Source organism: Sandarakinorhabdus cyanobacteriorum, from assembly GCF_002251755.1.
Lineage (GTDB): Bacteria > Pseudomonadota > Alphaproteobacteria > Sphingomonadales > Sphingomonadaceae > Sandarakinorhabdus > Sandarakinorhabdus cyanobacteriorum.
The window spans coordinates 59,194-74,653 of sequence record NZ_NOXT01000120.1; the positions used below are offsets into that span (position 1 = coordinate 59,194).

At 65.5% G+C, this 15,460-nt stretch carries 18 protein-coding genes; 2 read left to right on the forward strand and 16 right to left on the reverse strand.

The features are described 5' to 3' along the window. Nucleotide 1 precedes the first annotated feature (1 nt). The 12 genes from CHU93_RS12630 to CHU93_RS12685 form a co-directional block, all read right to left on the reverse strand. A complete protein-coding gene (locus CHU93_RS12630) occupies nt 2-865 on the reverse strand; it encodes a class I SAM-dependent methyltransferase (protein ID WP_094474537.1) in 864 nt (287 codons plus the stop codon). Continuing rightward, a complete protein-coding gene (locus CHU93_RS12635; RefSeq protein ID WP_243375668.1) occupies nt 862-2,091 on the reverse strand; it encodes a M16 family metallopeptidase in 1,230 nt (409 codons plus the stop codon). Before CHU93_RS12635 ends, CHU93_RS12630 begins: the two co-directional genes overlap by 4 nt. Then, the gene (gene thrC / locus CHU93_RS12640) at nt 2,091-3,494 is read right to left on the reverse strand and encodes a threonine synthase (protein ID WP_094474541.1); all 1,404 of its coding nucleotides are present in this window, start codon (nt 3,492-3,494) and stop codon (nt 2,091-2,093) included. Before thrC ends, CHU93_RS12635 begins: the two co-directional genes overlap by 1 nt. Before the next feature lie 12 nt (nt 3,495-3,506). Then, nucleotides 3,507-4,151: an SURF1 family protein gene (locus CHU93_RS12645; RefSeq protein WP_094474543.1), complete on the reverse strand. Its 645-nt coding sequence runs from the start codon at nt 4,149-4,151 to the stop codon at nt 3,507-3,509. Continuing rightward, nucleotides 4,148-4,459, reverse strand: coding sequence for a DUF983 domain-containing protein (locus CHU93_RS12650; protein ID WP_243375653.1), 312 nt, complete (start codon nt 4,457-4,459; stop codon nt 4,148-4,150). Before CHU93_RS12650 ends, CHU93_RS12645 begins: the two co-directional genes overlap by 4 nt. Before the next feature lie 61 nt (nt 4,460-4,520). Beyond that, complete coding sequence (locus tag CHU93_RS12655; protein ID WP_086115155.1) at nt 4,521-5,354, reverse strand: cytochrome c oxidase subunit 3; 834 nt, start codon at nt 5,352-5,354, stop codon at nt 4,521-4,523. A gap of 10 nt (nt 5,355-5,364) precedes the next feature. Then, entirely contained in the window at nt 5,365-5,973 is a 609-nt protein-coding gene (locus tag CHU93_RS12660; RefSeq protein ID WP_094474545.1) for a cytochrome c oxidase assembly protein, read from the reverse strand. Further along, entirely contained in the window at nt 5,970-6,164 is a 195-nt protein-coding gene (locus CHU93_RS12665; protein ID WP_094474547.1) for a hypothetical protein, read from the reverse strand. The genes CHU93_RS12660 and CHU93_RS12665 overlap by 4 nt, the downstream gene beginning before the upstream one ends. Next, the gene (locus CHU93_RS12670) at nt 6,161-7,081 is read right to left on the reverse strand and encodes a heme o synthase (RefSeq protein WP_094474549.1); all 921 of its coding nucleotides are present in this window, start codon (nt 7,079-7,081) and stop codon (nt 6,161-6,163) included. Before CHU93_RS12670 ends, CHU93_RS12665 begins: the two co-directional genes overlap by 4 nt. Nucleotides 7,082-7,129: 48 nt before the next feature. Further along, nucleotides 7,130-8,767: a cytochrome c oxidase subunit I gene (ctaD, locus tag CHU93_RS12675; RefSeq protein ID WP_094474551.1), complete on the reverse strand. Its 1,638-nt coding sequence runs from the start codon at nt 8,765-8,767 to the stop codon at nt 7,130-7,132. A 23-nt stretch (nt 8,768-8,790) separates the two neighbouring features. Beyond that, a complete protein-coding gene (coxB, locus tag CHU93_RS12680; protein WP_094474553.1) occupies nt 8,791-9,735 on the reverse strand; it encodes a cytochrome c oxidase subunit II in 945 nt (314 codons plus the stop codon). A 108-nt stretch (nt 9,736-9,843) separates the two neighbouring features. Then, nucleotides 9,844-10,668 (reverse strand): crotonase/enoyl-CoA hydratase family protein, encoded by an 825-nt coding sequence (locus CHU93_RS12685; RefSeq protein ID WP_094474554.1) that lies wholly within the window; start codon nt 10,666-10,668, stop codon nt 9,844-9,846. A gap of 29 nt (nt 10,669-10,697) precedes the next feature. On the opposite strand from CHU93_RS12685, the gene CHU93_RS12690 reads away from it, so the two are divergent. Both CHU93_RS12690 and CHU93_RS12695 read left to right on the forward strand, forming a co-directional pair. Continuing rightward, nucleotides 10,698-11,219: a (2Fe-2S)-binding protein gene (locus tag CHU93_RS12690; protein ID WP_094474556.1), complete on the forward strand. Its 522-nt coding sequence runs from the start codon at nt 10,698-10,700 to the stop codon at nt 11,217-11,219. Between the two features lie 84 nt (nt 11,220-11,303). Beyond that, nucleotides 11,304-11,819 (forward strand): GNAT family N-acetyltransferase, encoded by a 516-nt coding sequence (locus CHU93_RS12695; protein ID WP_094474558.1) that lies wholly within the window; start codon nt 11,304-11,306, stop codon nt 11,817-11,819. 6 nt (nt 11,820-11,825) lie between these two features. Here CHU93_RS12695 and CHU93_RS12700 read toward each other — a convergent pair whose 3' ends face one another. From CHU93_RS12700 to CHU93_RS12715, 4 genes are all read right to left on the reverse strand, one after another. After that, the gene (locus CHU93_RS12700) at nt 11,826-12,365 is read right to left on the reverse strand and encodes a DsrE family protein (RefSeq protein WP_094474559.1); all 540 of its coding nucleotides are present in this window, start codon (nt 12,363-12,365) and stop codon (nt 11,826-11,828) included. 12 nt (nt 12,366-12,377) lie between these two features. Continuing rightward, nucleotides 12,378-12,893, reverse strand: coding sequence for a DsrE family protein (locus CHU93_RS12705; protein WP_094474560.1), 516 nt, complete (start codon nt 12,891-12,893; stop codon nt 12,378-12,380). Beyond that, nucleotides 12,893-13,846: an NAD(P)H-dependent flavin oxidoreductase gene (locus CHU93_RS12710; RefSeq protein ID WP_086115166.1), complete on the reverse strand. Its 954-nt coding sequence runs from the start codon at nt 13,844-13,846 to the stop codon at nt 12,893-12,895. Before CHU93_RS12710 ends, CHU93_RS12705 begins: the two co-directional genes overlap by 1 nt. A 97-nt stretch (nt 13,847-13,943) precedes the next feature. After that, nucleotides 13,944-15,380, reverse strand: a complete 1,437-nt coding sequence (locus CHU93_RS12715) for an aldehyde dehydrogenase family protein (RefSeq protein ID WP_094474561.1) — start codon at nt 15,378-15,380, stop codon at nt 13,944-13,946. Nucleotides 15,381-15,460 lie beyond the last annotated feature (80 nt).

Below are 15,460 nucleotides of genomic sequence, written 5' to 3' on the forward strand. Positions count from 1 at the left end.
GTCAGGCGCTCCAGCGGGCGAAGATGGCGGTGGGCAGCAGCAGGCCGCGGGCTTCCTCGCGGATGGCCATGTCGCCCACCTCAATCTGGCCGCCACGGCTGGCGGTGGCCTGGGCCAGCAGCGAGTGGAGGGCGAGGGCCGACATGCGGATGGCATAGACGGTGAGCACCAGGAAGCGCGCATCATCGGCGAGCAATTGCCTTGCGAGATCAACCAGTTCTGGCAAATCACGCTCCAGCTGCCAAACCTCCCCATCCGGGCCGCGGCCATATTTGGGCGGATCGAAGATCAGGCCATGATATTTGCTGCCGCGCCGCACCTCGCGGCGGAGGAATTTCAGCGCATCATCGATGATCCAGCGCACCGGCGCGTCGGCCAGGCCCGACAGGCCGGCGTTTTCACGGGCCGCCGCGACGCTTTTCTTGCTGGCATCGACATGGGTGACCTGGGCACCGGCCTGGGCCGCCATCAGGCTGCCGACCCCGGTATAACCGAACATGTTCAGCACCTTGTCACCAGGCCGGATTCGGCTGGCCAGCCAATCCCACTGGCCGCCCATGTCGGGAAAGAAGCCGAGATGGCGGAACGGCGTGTTGCTGGCCCAGAAGCGCACCGGGCCGCGCGACAATTCCCAACGGTCGGGCACCTGCGGCTTCAGCTGCCAGCGACCGCCGCCGTCTTCCTCGCTGCCGCCGATGAACTCGCCATCCGCCTTCCAGTCCGGGGTGGCCGGCGCCCACATGGCCTGGGGTTCGGGGCGGATGAAGCGGAAGCGGCCATAGCGTTCCAGCTTGCGGCCACCACCGGAATCGATCAGGCCGAAATCCGGCCAAGCCTCTGTGATCAGGGTGGAAAGCTGCGTCATGAAGCGGGCTTGTGGCGGCCGATTTCGGCGCGGGCGGGGGCACCGGCGAGCATGGCGGCACCTGCGGCGCGGGCCTGGTCCACGGTCACCGCCTCGATCCGGGCGACGAGTTCGGCGGGGGGCAGGAAGCGGCCGTGAACCATGAGGCTGCGGCCGAGATAGTCGCTGGCCCCTTGCGCGCCTTCCAGGGCCATCAGCAGGCCGGCGACAGCCTGGGCGCGGGCGCGATCAAGTTCCGCCTTTTCAAGGCCTTGGGCCGTCTGATGCAGCACCTGGGTGATGAGATCGCGGGCAGCGGCGGCCTGTTTGGGATCGGTGGCGGCATGCACGCTCATCAGGCCGGCATCGGCATAGGGCTGCAGCGACGCGGAGACGGTGTAGGCCAGCCCGCGTTCCTCCCTGACCTGTTGAAACAGCCGGGAGGACATGCCGCCGCCGGCCGCCAGCGTGAACAGCAGGGCGGCATCCTGGGCGGGGTCATGATGGCTGGGGGCGGCCCAGCCGGCGGTCAATTGCGCCTGTTCGATGCGGCGGCTGTCGTGGTGGAGGCAAGCGGCAAAAACCGCCGATTCCGTGGCCGCAACCGCCGCGCCGGTGGCCGCAGCCGGGAAGGCGGTGGCCGCCAATTGGCACAGGGTGGCATGATCCACCTTGCCGGTGGCGACCAGCGTCAACCGCTGAGGCGCATAATGGCTGGCCTGCCAATCCACGAGGTCATCGCGGCCAATGCGGGCGAGACTTTCCTCATCGCCCAGGATGGAGCGGCCGAGGCCCTGCCCGGGAAAGGCGGCCAGCTGGAGATGATCGAACACGATGTCATCCGGCGTGTCGCGCGCCTCGCCCAGTTCCTGCAGCACCACCTCTTTCTCGCGCGCCATGTCGTCGGCATCGAAGCGGGCGCCGGTGACGAGATCGGCGATCAGGTCCACCGCCAACGGCAGGTCGCGGCCGAGGATGCGGGCGTGAAACATTGTCGAATCGCGGGACGTCCAGGCGTTCAACTGGCCGCCGACATCCTCCATCTCCTCCGCAATGGCGCGGGCGGAGCGGCGATGCGTGCCCTTGAAGACCATATGTTCGAACAGATGGGCGAGGCCATTATGCTCGGCCCGTTCGTGGCGCGAGCCGGCATCGGTGATCAGCGCCACCGCGGCGGTTTCAAGGCCCGGCATGGCCCAGCTGGCCACGCGCAGGCCATTGTCGAGAATGCTGACGTTGGGGGCCATCACCGCGGTCGGGCCCGCTGGGCGATATAGGCCTCGATCGCCTGCAGCTGGGCCGGGGCGACATCATAGCGTTCCGGGCGGCTCATCAGATCGGCCAGCCGCGCCGGCAGGGCCGGGGTGATACCGGTGGCAGCGGCGACGGCGGCCGGGAATTTGGCCGGGTGGGCGGTGGCCAGCGTCACCATCGGCGCCCCAGCCGAATCCGGGCCCGGATCGCGGCGGGCAGCCGCCAGACCGATGGCGGTGTGCGGATCGAGCAGCTCGCCCGTGTGTGCCAGCGCCCAGCGCATCGTGTCGATCATCTCGGCAGCGTCCACGCGGGCCGAGGTGAACAGGCGGGCGGCGGCTTCGCGTTGGTCGTCGGGCAAGCGCATCTGTTTCGTCGCTTCAAATTCGGCCATGCGCGCCGCCAGCTGGGCGGCATCGCGGCCGGCCAGATCGAACAGCAGCCGTTCGAAATTGGAGGAAACCTGGATGTCCATCGACGGCGCATCGGTGGGGCGCACCACACCCTGGCTGTAATCGCCGGCCGACAGGGCGCGGTGGAGAATGTCATTCTCGTTGGTGGCGACCACCAGCCGTTCGACGGGCAGGCCCATCTGCGCCGCGACATAGCCGGCGAACACGTCGCCGAAATTGCCGGTGGGCACCGCATAGGACATCGCCCGGTGCGGCGCGCCCAGCGACAGCGCGGTGGTGAAATAATAGACGACCTGGAACAGCAGGCGCGCCCAGTTGATGCTGTTGACGGCGGCGAGCGGGAAGCGGCCGGCAAAGGCGGCATCGTTGAACATCGCCTTCACCAGCGCCTGTGCGTCGTCGAAATTGCCTTCGATGGCGATGTTGTGGATGTTGCCATCCAGCACCGTCGTCATCTGGCGGCGCTGCACCTCGCTCACCCGGCCGTGCGGGTGGAGCATGTAAACCTCCACCCCGGCGCGGCCGGCCAGCGCATCGATGGCGGCCGAACCGGTGTCGCCCGAGGTGGCGCCGATCACGGTGACATGCGCGCCCGATTCGCCGAGGAAACGTTCGAACACGAGGCCAAGCGCCTGCAGGGCGATATCCTTGAAGGCCAGCGTTGGCCCGTGGAAGATTTCAGCGAGGAAATGGCGGTGGTCGAGCTGCTTCAGCGGCACCACGGCGGCGTGGGCGAAGCGGCCATAGGCGCGGGTGAAGATATCGCGCAGGGCGGCTTCATCAAGGCAGTCCCCGGTGAACGGCCGGCAGACGCGCACCGCCACCTCCACGTAAGGCAGGCCGGCCATGGCGGCGATTTCGGCCGTGGTGAAGCGCGGCCAGGTTTCGGGCACATAAAGGCCGCCATCGCTGGCAAGGCCGGCGAGGGTTGCACCACGGAAATCGAGAATCGGGGCCTGCCCGCGGGTGGAGATATAGCGCATGACGCCTGCCTGTTATTCGGGCTTGGGCGTGGGCGCAACCAAGCCGCGCTTGCGCAGCCACAAGCCGTAGATGGCGCTGAGGGCGATGGCGAGGCCAAACCATTGGCCGGCATAGGCCAGGTGATTGTCGGGCAGGTCTTCGGCGCTGGGCTGGCGGGGCTTGCCCAACGGCGGAATCGGCGCATCCGGGATCAGCATGAAACGCGGCCGGCCCGGATCATCGCCATAGGGGCGTTCAATGATGATGCCGGACAATTCGTGATCCAGATTGATCACGACATCCTTGGCATCGATCCGGCGCGTCCAGCCGGCCACGGCGACAATGTCGGGCGGCCGGTTGTTGGGCCGGCAGGACATGACGACAAAATAGCCGGAGGTGCCGCCAGCCGACGCGCCGGGGCGCAGGTCATAGGGTTTCTTTGGCCCGGCGTGGCAGCTGATTTCGGCCCGGCGATATTGCACCGACAATTCGCGCTGCATGGCGCGCTGGAATTCGACGGGGGAAACGGGCGGCAGATTTGGCGCGGCGGCCAGCCGTTCGATCAGCCGATGTTTCCATTCGCGGCGTTCGAGTTGCCAACGGCCGAGCGCGCACAGCACCAGCACACCGATGATGGTGATCAGCGTCGGGAACAACGGCAGCTTGCGGAGCATCATTGGTCGGAGCGTTGGCCTTCACCGGCATCGTGGCGAAACTCCATCGCCACCAGCAGCCCCTTGGACAGGCGCAACAGCGCGATCGACAGGCCAACCACGGCCGGCACCCACAGCAGGCCGTGCACCCACCAGGGCGGTGCAAAGCGAAAATCGACCACGAGCGAGATCGGCATGATGATGGCGCCCACCAGCAGGATCACCCCGGCGGCGGCGCCATCCCCGACATTGAAGCGGCCATAATCCAGGCCACAGACGCTGCAGGATTTGGCCAGCTGCAGCAGGCCGGCAAAGCCCTGGCCGGAAAACAAGGGACCGCCGCCACAGCGTGGACAGCGGCCCCGAAGCGCAACCTGCGCGGGTGTGGGTTGATCAGCCAAGCGGGCTTTGGGCCACGGCGGCGCCGAACTTGGAGCCCCACACATAGATGGCGATGAAGAGGAACAGCCACACCACATCGACGAAGTGCCAATACCAGGCCGCCGCTTCGAAGCCGAAGTGATGGCGCGGGGTGAAATCACCCTTGTAGGTGCGGGCCAGGCACACGATCAGGAAGATGGTGCCGACGATGACATGGAAGCCGTGGAAGCCGGTCGCCATGTAGAAGGCAGCGCCATAGATGCTGTCGGCCAGGCCATATTCGGCGTGATGATATTCATAGGCCTGCACGCAGGTGAAGATCAGGCCAAGCGCGATGGTGACCCACAGGCCCTGCTTCAGCCCCTTGCGATCATCGTGGATGAGCGCGTGGTGGGCCCAGGTGACCGTGGTGCCCGACAGCAGCAGGATCAGCGTGTTCAACAGCGGGAACACGAACGGATCGAGCAGTTCGATGCCCTTGGGCGGCCAGGCGCCTTCGATGCCTTCGTGCATGGAAGGGTAGAGAGCGGCGTTGAAATAGGCCCAGAACCAGGCGACGAAGAACATCACTTCGGACGCGATGAACAGGATCATGCCATAGCGGTGGTGCAGTTGGACCACCGGGGTGTGATCCCCGGTGTTGGCTTCGTGCACCACATCCTTCCACCACAGGAAGAACATGGCCGAGACAGCGGCGAGGCCAGCGAAGAAGGTGGCCATGCCCCAACCGGCCTTGTGCATCCAGCCGATGGCGCCGGCGGCGAGCACGAGCACCGCCATCGACATCATCAGCGGCCGCGATGACGGATTGAGAATGTGGAAATCGTGGGTCTTGCCCGCAGCCATGATGGTGGCCCTATCCTGATGTGTTACGATTTGTCGCACCGCTTAGCCTGACCTGCTCCGGTTTGTCCACTGGATAGAAGGTGTAGCTGAGCGTGATTTCGTCGATCTTCCTGGCGATCGGATCATCCAGGATCGCCGGATCGACATACCAGGTGACCGGCATGTCGACCGTCTCGCCCGGCTGCAACGTCTGTTCGGTGAAGCAGAAGCAGGCGATCTTGATGAAATACTGGCCGGCGACATCCGGCGACACGTTGAACACGGCGCGGCCGGTGATCGGCCGGTCGCTGGTGTTCGTGGCGCTGTAATAGGCGAGGCGCTTTTCGCCGATGGGGATGGTCACCTCGTTCTGCTTCTGGTGGAAGCGCCAGGGCAGGCCGGGGGCAATGTTGGAGTCAAAGCGGACCTTGATGGTGCGGCCGGTAACGGCGGCCAGCCGATCGGCGGTGGGGGCGGCCGCTGCCACCTGGGTGGTGCCGCCAAAGCCGGTGACCTGGCAGAACAGGCGATAGAGCGGCACCGCGGCATAGGCGACGCCGATCATCGCCAGCGCTCCGGCAGCGGCGGCAAGGCCGATGCGGCGGTTGGCCTGATGCAGCGGGGTGCCGGCGTGGTTCATGCCGGCTTGGCCGCGGTGGCGGGCGCGTCGGGCGCGTTCTTCACCTGGCCGGTCATCCGCACCACGGTGATGCCGAAGAACAGGGCCACGAGGGTGAAGAGCAGGATGCCCAGCGCGCGGTTGCGGGAGGCGCGGCGGGCGTAGAAGGCTTCACGCTCGGCCTGGGTCCAGCTGGCAGGCTCCACACTCATGGCAGCAGCAGCCGGTCAGCCACCAGGGCGCCGAACAGGCAGGCCAGATAGAGAAGGCTGAATTTGAACAGCTGTTTTTCGGGGCCCATCCCGGCCGGCGCCGTGGCGGTGTTGCGCCACACCTTTACGGCCATGACCATGAACATGATCCCGAGCGTGATGGCGGTGCCGCCATAGGCCCAATCGGCGAGGCCCAGCAGCGTGGGCGCGATGGTGACGGGCACGAGGCAAGCGGAATAGCCGAGGATCTGGCGGCGGGTTTCGGCAAGGCCGTGGGTGACCGGCAGCATCGGCACACCAGCCTTGGAATAATCGGCCTCCATGAACAGGGCCAGCGCCCAGAAGTGCGGCGGCGTCCACAGGAAGATGATGGCGAACAGGATCCAGGCCAGCAGCGGCGTGTCGCCGGACACGGCGGCCCAGCCGCAGATGACCGGGAAGGCCCCGGCGGCGCCGCCAATGACGATGTTCTGCGGCGTGCGGCGCTTGAGCCAGGCGGTGTAGACCACCACGTAGAAGAGGATGGAGACGGCGAGCCAGAAGGCTGCGACCCAGTTCAATGCCAGGCCCATCATGGCGACCGAGCCGGTGCCGAGGACGACGCCAAAGGCCAGCGCCTCGGGCTTTTCCAGCTTGCCGGCGGGCAGCGGTCGCTTAGCGGTGCGCTTCATCACCGCATCGATATCGGCTTCATACCATTGGTTGAGCGCGCCGGCGGCCCCGGCGGCCACCGCGATGCACAGGATGCCGATGAAGGCGAGGAAGGGGTGCATCTGGCCCGGCGCCGCGACCATGGCGCAGGCAGCGGTGAAGATCACCAGCGTCATCACCCGCGGTTTCAGCAGGGCGAAATAATCCCGCCAGTCGGCCAGCAGGGTGCTGGGAAGGGCGCTGGAGGGGTTGGCCATTTCAGACATTGCAGATGCCTTGCGCGGCGGCACCGAGGCGCCGCCGCGCGATTGCGATCACTTGATGACCGGCAGGGTTTCGAACTGGTGGAAGGGCGGCGGGCTGGACAGGGTCCATTCCAGGGTGGTGGCACCTTCGCCCCAATAATTGTCTTCCACCTTGCGGCGCGAGAAGGCCGACATCAGCAGATTGACGAAGAAGATCAGCATGCCCACGCCCATGATGGCATAGCCGTAGGAGGCGATCTGGTTCCAATAGGCATAGGCATCCGGATAATCGGGGATGCGGCGCGGCATGCCATCCTGGCCCAGGAAGTGCATCGGGAAGAACAGCACGTTCACGCCGATGAAGAAGAACCAGAAGTGCAGCTTGCCCAGGAACTCGTTGTATTGCTTGCCGAACATCTTGCCGAACCAATAATACCAGGCAGCGAAGATGGCGAACACGGCGCCCAGCGACAGCACATAGTGGAAGTGGGCGACCACATAATAGGTGTCGTGGAAATAGGTGTCGACGCCGGCGTTGGACAGGAGCACGCCGGTAACGCCGCCAACGGTGAACATGAAGATGAAGCCGATCGCCCACAGCATGGGCGTGTCGAACTTGATCGAGCCCTGCCACATGGTGGCAATCCAGCTGAAGATCTTGATGCCGGTGGGCACCGCGATGATCATGGTGGCGGCGGTGAAATACATCTTGGTGTTCACGTCGAGGCCGACGGTGAACATGTGGTGCGCCCACACCACGAAGCCGATGAAGCCAATGGCGACCATGGCATAGGCCATGCCGAGATAGCCGAACACGGGCTTGCGGCTGAAGGTGGAGACGATCTGGCTGATGATGCCGAAGCCCGGCAGGATCAGGATATAGACTTCCGGGTGACCGAAGAACCAGAACAGATGCTGGTAGAGGATCGGATCACCACCGCCATCAGCGGTGAAGAAATGGGTGCCGAAGTTGCGATCGGTCAGCAGCATGGTGATGGCGCCGGCCAGCACGGGCAGCGACAGCAGCAGCAGGAAGGCGGTGACCAGCACCGACCACACGAACAGCGGCATCTTGTGCATGGTCATGCCCGGTGCACGCATGTTGAGGATGGTGGTGATGAAGTTGATCGCGCCCAGGATCGAGCTGGCGCCGGCGATGTGCAGCGACAGGATCGCCATGTCCACGGCGGGGCCGGGGTGGCCGACGGTGGAGAGCGGCGGATAGACCGTCCAGCCGGTGCCGACACCATTTGCACCCGCGGGCCCTTCGACGAACATCGAGCCGCACAGCAGCAGGAAGGACGGCACCAGCAGCCAGAAGGACACGTTGTTCATGCGCGGGAACGCCATGTCGGGCGCGCCGATCATGATGGGGACGAACCAGTTGCCGAAGCCGCCGATCATGGCGGGCATCACGGTGAAGAACACCATGATCAGGCCGTGGGCGGTGATGAACACGTTCCACAGATGGTTGGCCTGGTCGACATTGCCCTGGGTCATGAAGGTGAGCCACTGGATGCCGGGCTCGGCCAGTTCGAGGCGCATCACGCCCGAAATCGCGCCGCCGATGGTGCCGGCAATGATCGCGAAGATCAGGTAAAGCGTGCCGATATCCTTGTGGTTGGTCGAGAAGAGCCAGCGCTGGATGAAACCGGGCGTGTGGTCATGATCGTGATCATGCGCCCCGGCGGTTGCGGCGTGAGCCATGGTCGGGTTCCTCTTCTCAGATCTTATTCAGCAGCGGCCGGGGTGGCGGCGGGGGCGGCTTCAGCAGCGGGGGCTTCGGCCACCTTGGGCTCGATGCCGTTTTCCTTCTGCTTGGCGGCGACCCAGGCATCGAACTGCGCCTTCGGCAGCACTTCGATGGCGATGGGCATATAGGCGTGCTTGGTGCCGCACAGCTCGCTGCACTGGCCGAAATAGACGCCCGGCTTGTCCACCTTGAACCAGGTTTCGTTGATGCGGCCCGGCACGGCGTCCATCTTCACATAGAAGGCCGGCATGGCGAAGCTGTGGATGACGTCGGCCGCGGTGGTGAGCACCTTCACGGTGGCGCCAGCCGGGACGACCATGCGGTTATCGACATCCAGCAGCTTGGGCGTGCCACGCTTGGTGGCTTCCTCGTTGGTGAGCATGATCGAATCGAAGGTGAAGCCACCCTGATCCGGATATTCATATTCCCAGTACCACTGGTGGCCGATGGCCTTGATGGTGATATCGGCGCGTGGCGGATCATATTGATTGGCCAGCAGACGGAAGCTGGGGAAGGCGATGACGATGAGGATCAGCGCCGGCACCACGGTCCACACCACCTCGATCACGGTGTTGTGACTGTTCTTGGACGGCACCGGGTTGGCACCGGCGCGGTAGCGCACGATGGTCCAGGCCAGCAGGATCAGCACGAAGATGGCGACCGCAAACATCACCGGGTTCAGCACATTGTGCACCATGTTCTGGGCTTCAATGGCGATGTCGGTGACCGGCGTCTGCAGATCGATGCCCCCGGTGGGCTGGCCGATGCCGGGCGTGGGCGGCAGCAACGCCGGGGTGGCGGCTGGCACATCGGTGGTGGCAACGGGTGGCACCGGTGCGGCGGCGACCGCCTCCTGTGCAGCGGCGAGAGCCGGCGCGAGCATCGCTCCGGCGGAAACAATCGACTTGATGATGCGGCGCATACTGCCCCTGGCCTGAAACGGGCGGACTCACCCGCCAAATGACGGAGTAGCTATGCCGCGCTGCAGCGCAACAGGCAAGCCCGAAACATGCCCAAGCCTGCGCATTTGTCAGGCCTTCAGATTTTGGAAGGTGGCAGATTGCCGCGCCATCTGGGCCTGCACGGCGGAGGTCATGTCATCCCCCTGCAGCATCGCGGCGTTCCAGACGGCGACATAATCAAGGCCATCGGCGACGCTGTGATCGCGGCCATAGTTGAGCACCTGCTTGATGCCGGTAATGGCCAGCGGCGACTTGGCACAGATTTCACGGGCAATTGCATCGGCTGCGGCCAGCGCGGCCTCGTGACTGTCTTCCACCCGGTTGACGAAGCCATGGCGGGCAGCTTCGGCGGCCGGGAACTTGCGGCCGGTATAGGCGAGTTCGCGCACCAGCCCCTGCGGCAACAGGAAGGGAATGCGCTGCAGCGTGCCGACATCGGCGACGATGGCGACATTGATTTCCTGGATGGTGAAATAGGCATCGGCGGTGGCGATGCGCATGTCGCACGCCGTCACCAGATCGACGCCGCCGCCAATGCAGCCACCCTGGCACACGGCGATCACCGGCACGCGGCAATTGTCGATGACGTTGAAACTTTCCTGCAGTTCCTTGACGTGGCGGCGGAACGCCTCGCGCTGGCGGCCGAGATCGGCGCTGCCGCGGCTGGCCAGCGCATTCTGGCCGGCCCATTTCAGATCGAGCCCGGCGGTGAAATGCTTGCCAGTGGAGGCGATGATGACACAGCGCACCGCCATGTCGTGGGCGATTTCATCGAACACCCGGACCATTTCCGGCCAGAAATCGCCGTTCATGGTGTTGAGTTCGGCCGGGCGGTTGAGCGTGATGCGGGCGATGCCATCGTCAACACGGTAATCGAGGGTCTTGAGTTCCATTGCAGGCTCCCACGGTCTATGGACAAGGCATGACCAAGTTCACCGTCAACGGCAATCCTGTCGAATTTCTGATGGACCCCGCGACGCCCCTGCTGTGGGCGCTGCGCGAGGCGGCCGGATTGACCGGCACCAAGTTCGGCTGTGGCGCCGGGCTGTGCGGGGCCTGCACCGTGCATGTGGATGGCAAGGCGACGCGCAGTTGCCAGGTGACGATTGCCGATCTGGAAGGCACGTTCGTCACCACCATCGAAGGCCTGTCTGACAATCGCGACCACCCGCTGCAGCAGGCGTGGATCGCAGCCCAGGTGCCGCAATGCGGTTATTGCCAATCGGGCATGATCATGGCGGCGGCCGCCCTGTTGAAGGACAAGCCGAATCCATCGGACGAGGACATCAACGCCGCCATGACCAACATCTGCCGCTGCGGCACCTATCCGCGCATCCGCCGCGCCATCCGCATGGCGGCGGCCGGGCGGGTGGATTCGGGCGTGCCGGGGCCGGAGATTGATGCCGGCGAGGCGGCGGCGCGGGTGCCGGCGCTGAAGGGATAGGATTTCCGCTCCCCGCCAACTCGCGGTTGCAATGCCTGGCTGGGCATGGCTTGCTCCTGCCAGCGTGCTGCCGGGAGAGGATGCATGTTGGTCGCCATCGAGGATGCAGACGTGCCGCAGCTGGTGGCGCTGATGAACCGCGCCTATCGCGGCACGGGTGATTCCGCCGGCTGGAACTCGGAGGCCGGGGTGATTGCCGGCAACCGCACCAATGCCGAGTTTTTCCGCGCCGAGCTGGCGGAAAAGCCGGATGGCCACTTCCTGAAATGGGTGGATGGCCCCGATATCAGCGGTTGCGTGTGGCTGGAGCCACTGGGTGACGGCATCTGGTATCTGGGATCATTGGCGACCGATCCGGAGCGGCAGAACAACGGCCTGGGCCGCGCCGTGCTGACCGCTGCAGAGCGGTGGGTGCAGGCAAGAGGCGGCAAGCGGATCCGGATGACGGTGGTGAATGTGCGCGACACGCTGATCGCCTGGTATGAACGCAGGGGCTACACGCAGACCGGTGGCATCGCGCCCTTTCCCTATGACGATCAGCGGTTCGGCACCCCGCTGCGCGACGATCTGCACTTTGTGGTGCTGGAAAAGGCCGTTTGAGCCGCCTCAGAACGGGTTCAGCGTGTAACCGCGCTGTTGATAGAGGGCGTGGGCGGTGATGGCCGAGAGGGACATTTTCACGCCGGGGATGAGATCAGCCTTGCTGATCTTCTGGCTCGCCGCCGTCTGGCCGCACAGATAGATTTCCACCCCGGCGCCAAGCAGCTTGTTGACCGCATCCAGGCTGCCATTGGCCTTGCCGGGATTGCGCGCGGCATAGCTTTCGGGCTTGAGCAGATCCTGCGCCGCCGGGCCGTGGGCGATCAGGACGATCTGGACCTTTTCCCGGGGCACACCGGCGGCGACAAGCATGTTGAACGTGCGGGCCGCGGTTTCGATCTGTCGGCTGAGCCCGCCCGGTTCGGCGCGGGTGTGCAGATCAAAGGCGATCCTAAAGCTGGTGCCGGCCGGGATCGGCAGATCGGACTGGACGGCGGCGTGCGGGCCGACATCGCCGAGCACCGGGCCCAGGCTGAAGCCGCTGCGATCCTGCGCCAGTGCCGGCGCCGCGATCAGGATGGTGGCAAGAAGCGCGGCACGCAGCATGGGAGAAGCCTTTCAGAACGGGTTCAGCGTGTAACCTTGCGCCTGCAGGATGGCGTGGGCGCTGCTGGCAGAGATGGCCAGTTCGACGCCGGGAAGCAAGTCAGCCTTTTTCACACCCATGGCGTTGGCGGCCTGGCCGCAGACGATGAAGCGCACGCCCTTTTCCAGCATCGCCTTCACCATCGCCTCGCTGGCGTTGGCGGGGCCGGCGTTGCGGGCGGCATAAACCTCGGGCCTGGTCAGTTCGGCGATGGCCGGGCCGTGGACGACGACGGCAACCGCCACGTCCCGCTCCGCCATGCCGTTGCCGACATGGGAGTTGATGAAGCGCGCCGCCGTTTCAAAGCCGGGGTTGCGCTTGCCCGGCGTGGCGGCGGTGACGTCATAGACATGGCGCAGCACCGTGCCCCGGGGGATCACCACATCATGCTCGGTCGCGGTGTAGGTGCCGAAACCCTTGAACACCGGGCCGTCGATGGCGGCAGCGGGGGTGGCCAGCAGGGCGAGCGCGAGCAGGAGGCGGCGCATCAGCCGAAGCTCCGCAGGCTTGTGAGGGTGGATTCGGCCTCGGCCACGGTGCGGCGCACGATCTCGCCGGCGGGGAGGATTTCGGTGATGCCGCCACCGCCCTGCCCGGCCGCCAGGCACTGGGTTTCGGGGATGACGTCGAGCACGCCGGCAATGGGCCCCAGCCGGTTCAGCTGCACCGATTCGGCGACCTGGGCGGCAAAGGGTTTGGCATCGCGATTGTCGAAGTTGCGGTTGCTGTCGTTGACGATGGCGCGCAGCGTCTTGCCGGTGAACACCTTGGAGATGACGGTGTCGCTTTCCGACATGCCGACGATCGCCTCCTTGTATTTCTGGCCGGCATGCGCCTCTTCCGACGCGATGAAGCGGGTGCCCATCCACACGCCGACACAGCCAAAGGCCAGCGCGGCGGCAAGGCCGCGGCCGTCATAAAGGCCGCCGGCCGCCACCACCGGGATATCGACCGCGTCCACGCATTGCGGCCACAGCGCGACGGAGGCGACGCTGCCGGTGTGGCCGCCGCCTTCTGTCCCTTGCGCGATGATGACATCGCAGCCGGCTTCGGCCGCCTTGACCGCATGCTTCACATTGCCGGCCATGCACATGACGACGATGCCGGCCGCCTTCAGCTCGTTGATGATGGCCACCGGCACGCCAAGGCCGGCAATGAAGGCCTTGGCGCCGCCCTTGATGATCACATCGACGCTAGCCGTGAGGGTTTCGGGCTGGGCGGTGAGCAGGTCGACGCCGAACGGCTTGTCGGTCAGATCCTTCACGCGGGCCATCTGATCGGCGATGAAGCGCGGCGGCAGGCCGGCCATGCCAAGCGAACCAAAGCCGCCGGCAGCGGAGACGGCGGCGCAGACCTCGGCATAGGACACGCCGCCCATGCCGGCCAGCAGCACGGGATGTTCGACGCCGAGGAGGTCACAGATCGGAGTGTGGATGGTCATCTTGGTCTCCTCCCCTCCCGCTGGCGGGAGGGTTCGGGGGTGGGAATGATTGTCGTGCCCCAAGGCTGGGTGCGGGTGGTGAGACCCACCCCCAGTGTTACTCTGCCGCCTGGGCTTCGCCGAAGCCGATGATCGCCTTCACTTCGAGGAAATCGGCAAAGCCATGGTCGCCCCATTCGCGGCCATTGCCGGATTGCTTGTAGCCGCCGAACGGCGCCATCAGATCGAACCCGGCCTGGTTGATGTTGACCTGGCCGGCGCGCAGTTCGCGGGCGACCAGCCTCGCATGTTCCGGCTCGCCCTGCACATAGGCGGCGAGGCCATAGACGGTGTCGTTGCCGATCGCGATGGCGTCCTCTCCGCTGTCATAGGGCAGCATCGCCAGCACCGGGCCGAAGATTTCCTCGCGCGCGATGGTCATGTCGTTCGTCACATCGGCGAAGATGGTCGGCTTGACATAATAGCCCTTGTCGAGACCCTCCGGCCGGCCGGGGCCGCCGGCGACCAGCGTGGCGCCTTCCTTGATGCCCTGTTCGATCAGGCCCTGAATCTTGTGCCACTGGGTCTCGCTGACCACGGGGCCCATGGCGCTGTTGCCATTGGGATCGCCCACGGTGGTGGCTTCGGCGACTTGCTTTGCGATGGCGGCGGCTTCGGCCATCTTGGCGCGCGGCACCAGCATGCGGGTGGGGGCGTTGCAGCTTTGGCCCGAATTCATCATCACGCTCTGCACGCCGCCAGAGACGGCCTTCACCAGGTCGGCATCGGGCAGCACGATGTTGGGCGACTTGCCGCCCAGCTCCTGCGCGACGCGCTTGACCGTGTCGGCCGCGTTCTTGGCCACGGCGATACCGGCCCGGGTCGAGCCGGTGAAGCTGACCATGTCCACATCCTTGTGGGACGACAGGGCGACACCAACGCCAGGGCCATCGCCGTTGACCAGGTTGAACACGCCCTTGGGCACGCCGGCGGCATGGAGGATTTCCGTCCAGATATAGGCCGAGAATGGCGCGATTTCCGACGGTTTCAGCACCATGGTGCAACCAACCGCGAGCGCCGGGGCGACCTTGCAGGCGATCTGGTTGATCGGCCAGTTCCACGGCGTGATGAAGGCGCAGACGCCGATCGGTTCCTTGGTGATCAGCGTGGTGCCCTTCAGCTCATCGAACTTGTAGCCCTTCAGCACCTCGATGGCGGTGGCGATGTGGCCGATGCCCAGCGCGGCCTGGGCCTGGTTGGACAGCCAGGCCGGGGCACCCATTTCTTCGGTGATGGCGGCGGCGATATCGTTGTAGCGCTTCTGATATTCGCCGGCGATGGCACCCAGGAGCTCGATCCGCTCCTTGACGCTGGTGCGGGCAAAGGCCGGGAAGGCGGCCTTGGCGGCGGCGACGGCGCGATCGACATCGGCAGCGCTGCCCAGGTTGATCTTGCCCGCCACCTCTTCGGTGGCCGGGTTGATCACATCCAACGGGTTGGCGACGGCCGGATCGACCCATTGGCCGTCGATGTAGAATTTCGTGTAGTCGCGCATGCTGCATCCTCCCCAGGAGCTGAACGGGGAGGTTGTAGCACGCGCGCGGCCGGTTTGCGCGCTTGGGCTTTTTGAGGGGG

What these genes read in the sequence shown, in the direction of transcription:
- CHU93_RS12630 (WP_094474537.1), bottom strand. Translation starts at nt 865, where the DNA reads ATGACGCAGCTTTCCACCCTGATCACAGAGGCTTGGCCGGATTTCGGC.
- CHU93_RS12635 (WP_243375668.1), bottom strand. Translation starts at nt 2,091, where the DNA reads ATGGCCCCCAACGTCAGCATTCTCGACAATGGCCTGCGCGTGGCCAGC.
- thrC (WP_094474541.1), bottom strand. Translation starts at nt 3,494, where the DNA reads ATGCGCTATATCTCCACCCGCGGGCAGGCCCCGATTCTCGATTTCCGT.
- CHU93_RS12645 (WP_094474543.1), bottom strand. Translation starts at nt 4,151, where the DNA reads ATGATGCTCCGCAAGCTGCCGTTGTTCCCGACGCTGATCACCATCATC.
- CHU93_RS12655 (WP_086115155.1), bottom strand. Translation starts at nt 5,354, where the DNA reads ATGGCTGCGGGCAAGACCCACGATTTCCACATTCTCAATCCGTCATCG.
- CHU93_RS12660 (WP_094474545.1), bottom strand. Translation starts at nt 5,973, where the DNA reads ATGAACCACGCCGGCACCCCGCTGCATCAGGCCAACCGCCGCATCGGC.
- CHU93_RS12665 (WP_094474547.1), bottom strand. Translation starts at nt 6,164, where the DNA reads ATGAGTGTGGAGCCTGCCAGCTGGACCCAGGCCGAGCGTGAAGCCTTC.
- CHU93_RS12670 (WP_094474549.1), bottom strand. Translation starts at nt 7,081, where the DNA reads ATGTCTGAAATGGCCAACCCCTCCAGCGCCCTTCCCAGCACCCTGCTG.
- ctaD (WP_094474551.1), bottom strand. Translation starts at nt 8,767, where the DNA reads ATGGCTCACGCCGCAACCGCCGGGGCGCATGATCACGATCATGACCAC.
- coxB (WP_094474553.1), bottom strand. Translation starts at nt 9,735, where the DNA reads ATGCGCCGCATCATCAAGTCGATTGTTTCCGCCGGAGCGATGCTCGCG.
- CHU93_RS12685 (WP_094474554.1), bottom strand. Translation starts at nt 10,668, where the DNA reads ATGGAACTCAAGACCCTCGATTACCGTGTTGACGATGGCATCGCCCGC.
- CHU93_RS12690 (WP_094474556.1), top strand. Translation starts at nt 10,698, where the DNA reads ATGACCAAGTTCACCGTCAACGGCAATCCTGTCGAATTTCTGATGGAC.
- CHU93_RS12695 (WP_094474558.1), top strand. Translation starts at nt 11,304, where the DNA reads ATGTTGGTCGCCATCGAGGATGCAGACGTGCCGCAGCTGGTGGCGCTG.
- CHU93_RS12700 (WP_094474559.1), bottom strand. Translation starts at nt 12,365, where the DNA reads ATGCTGCGTGCCGCGCTTCTTGCCACCATCCTGATCGCGGCGCCGGCA.
- CHU93_RS12705 (WP_094474560.1), bottom strand. Translation starts at nt 12,893, where the DNA reads ATGCGCCGCCTCCTGCTCGCGCTCGCCCTGCTGGCCACCCCCGCTGCC.
- CHU93_RS12710 (WP_086115166.1), bottom strand. Translation starts at nt 13,846, where the DNA reads ATGACCATCCACACTCCGATCTGTGACCTCCTCGGCGTCGAACATCCC.
- CHU93_RS12715 (WP_094474561.1), bottom strand. Translation starts at nt 15,380, where the DNA reads ATGCGCGACTACACGAAATTCTACATCGACGGCCAATGGGTCGATCCG.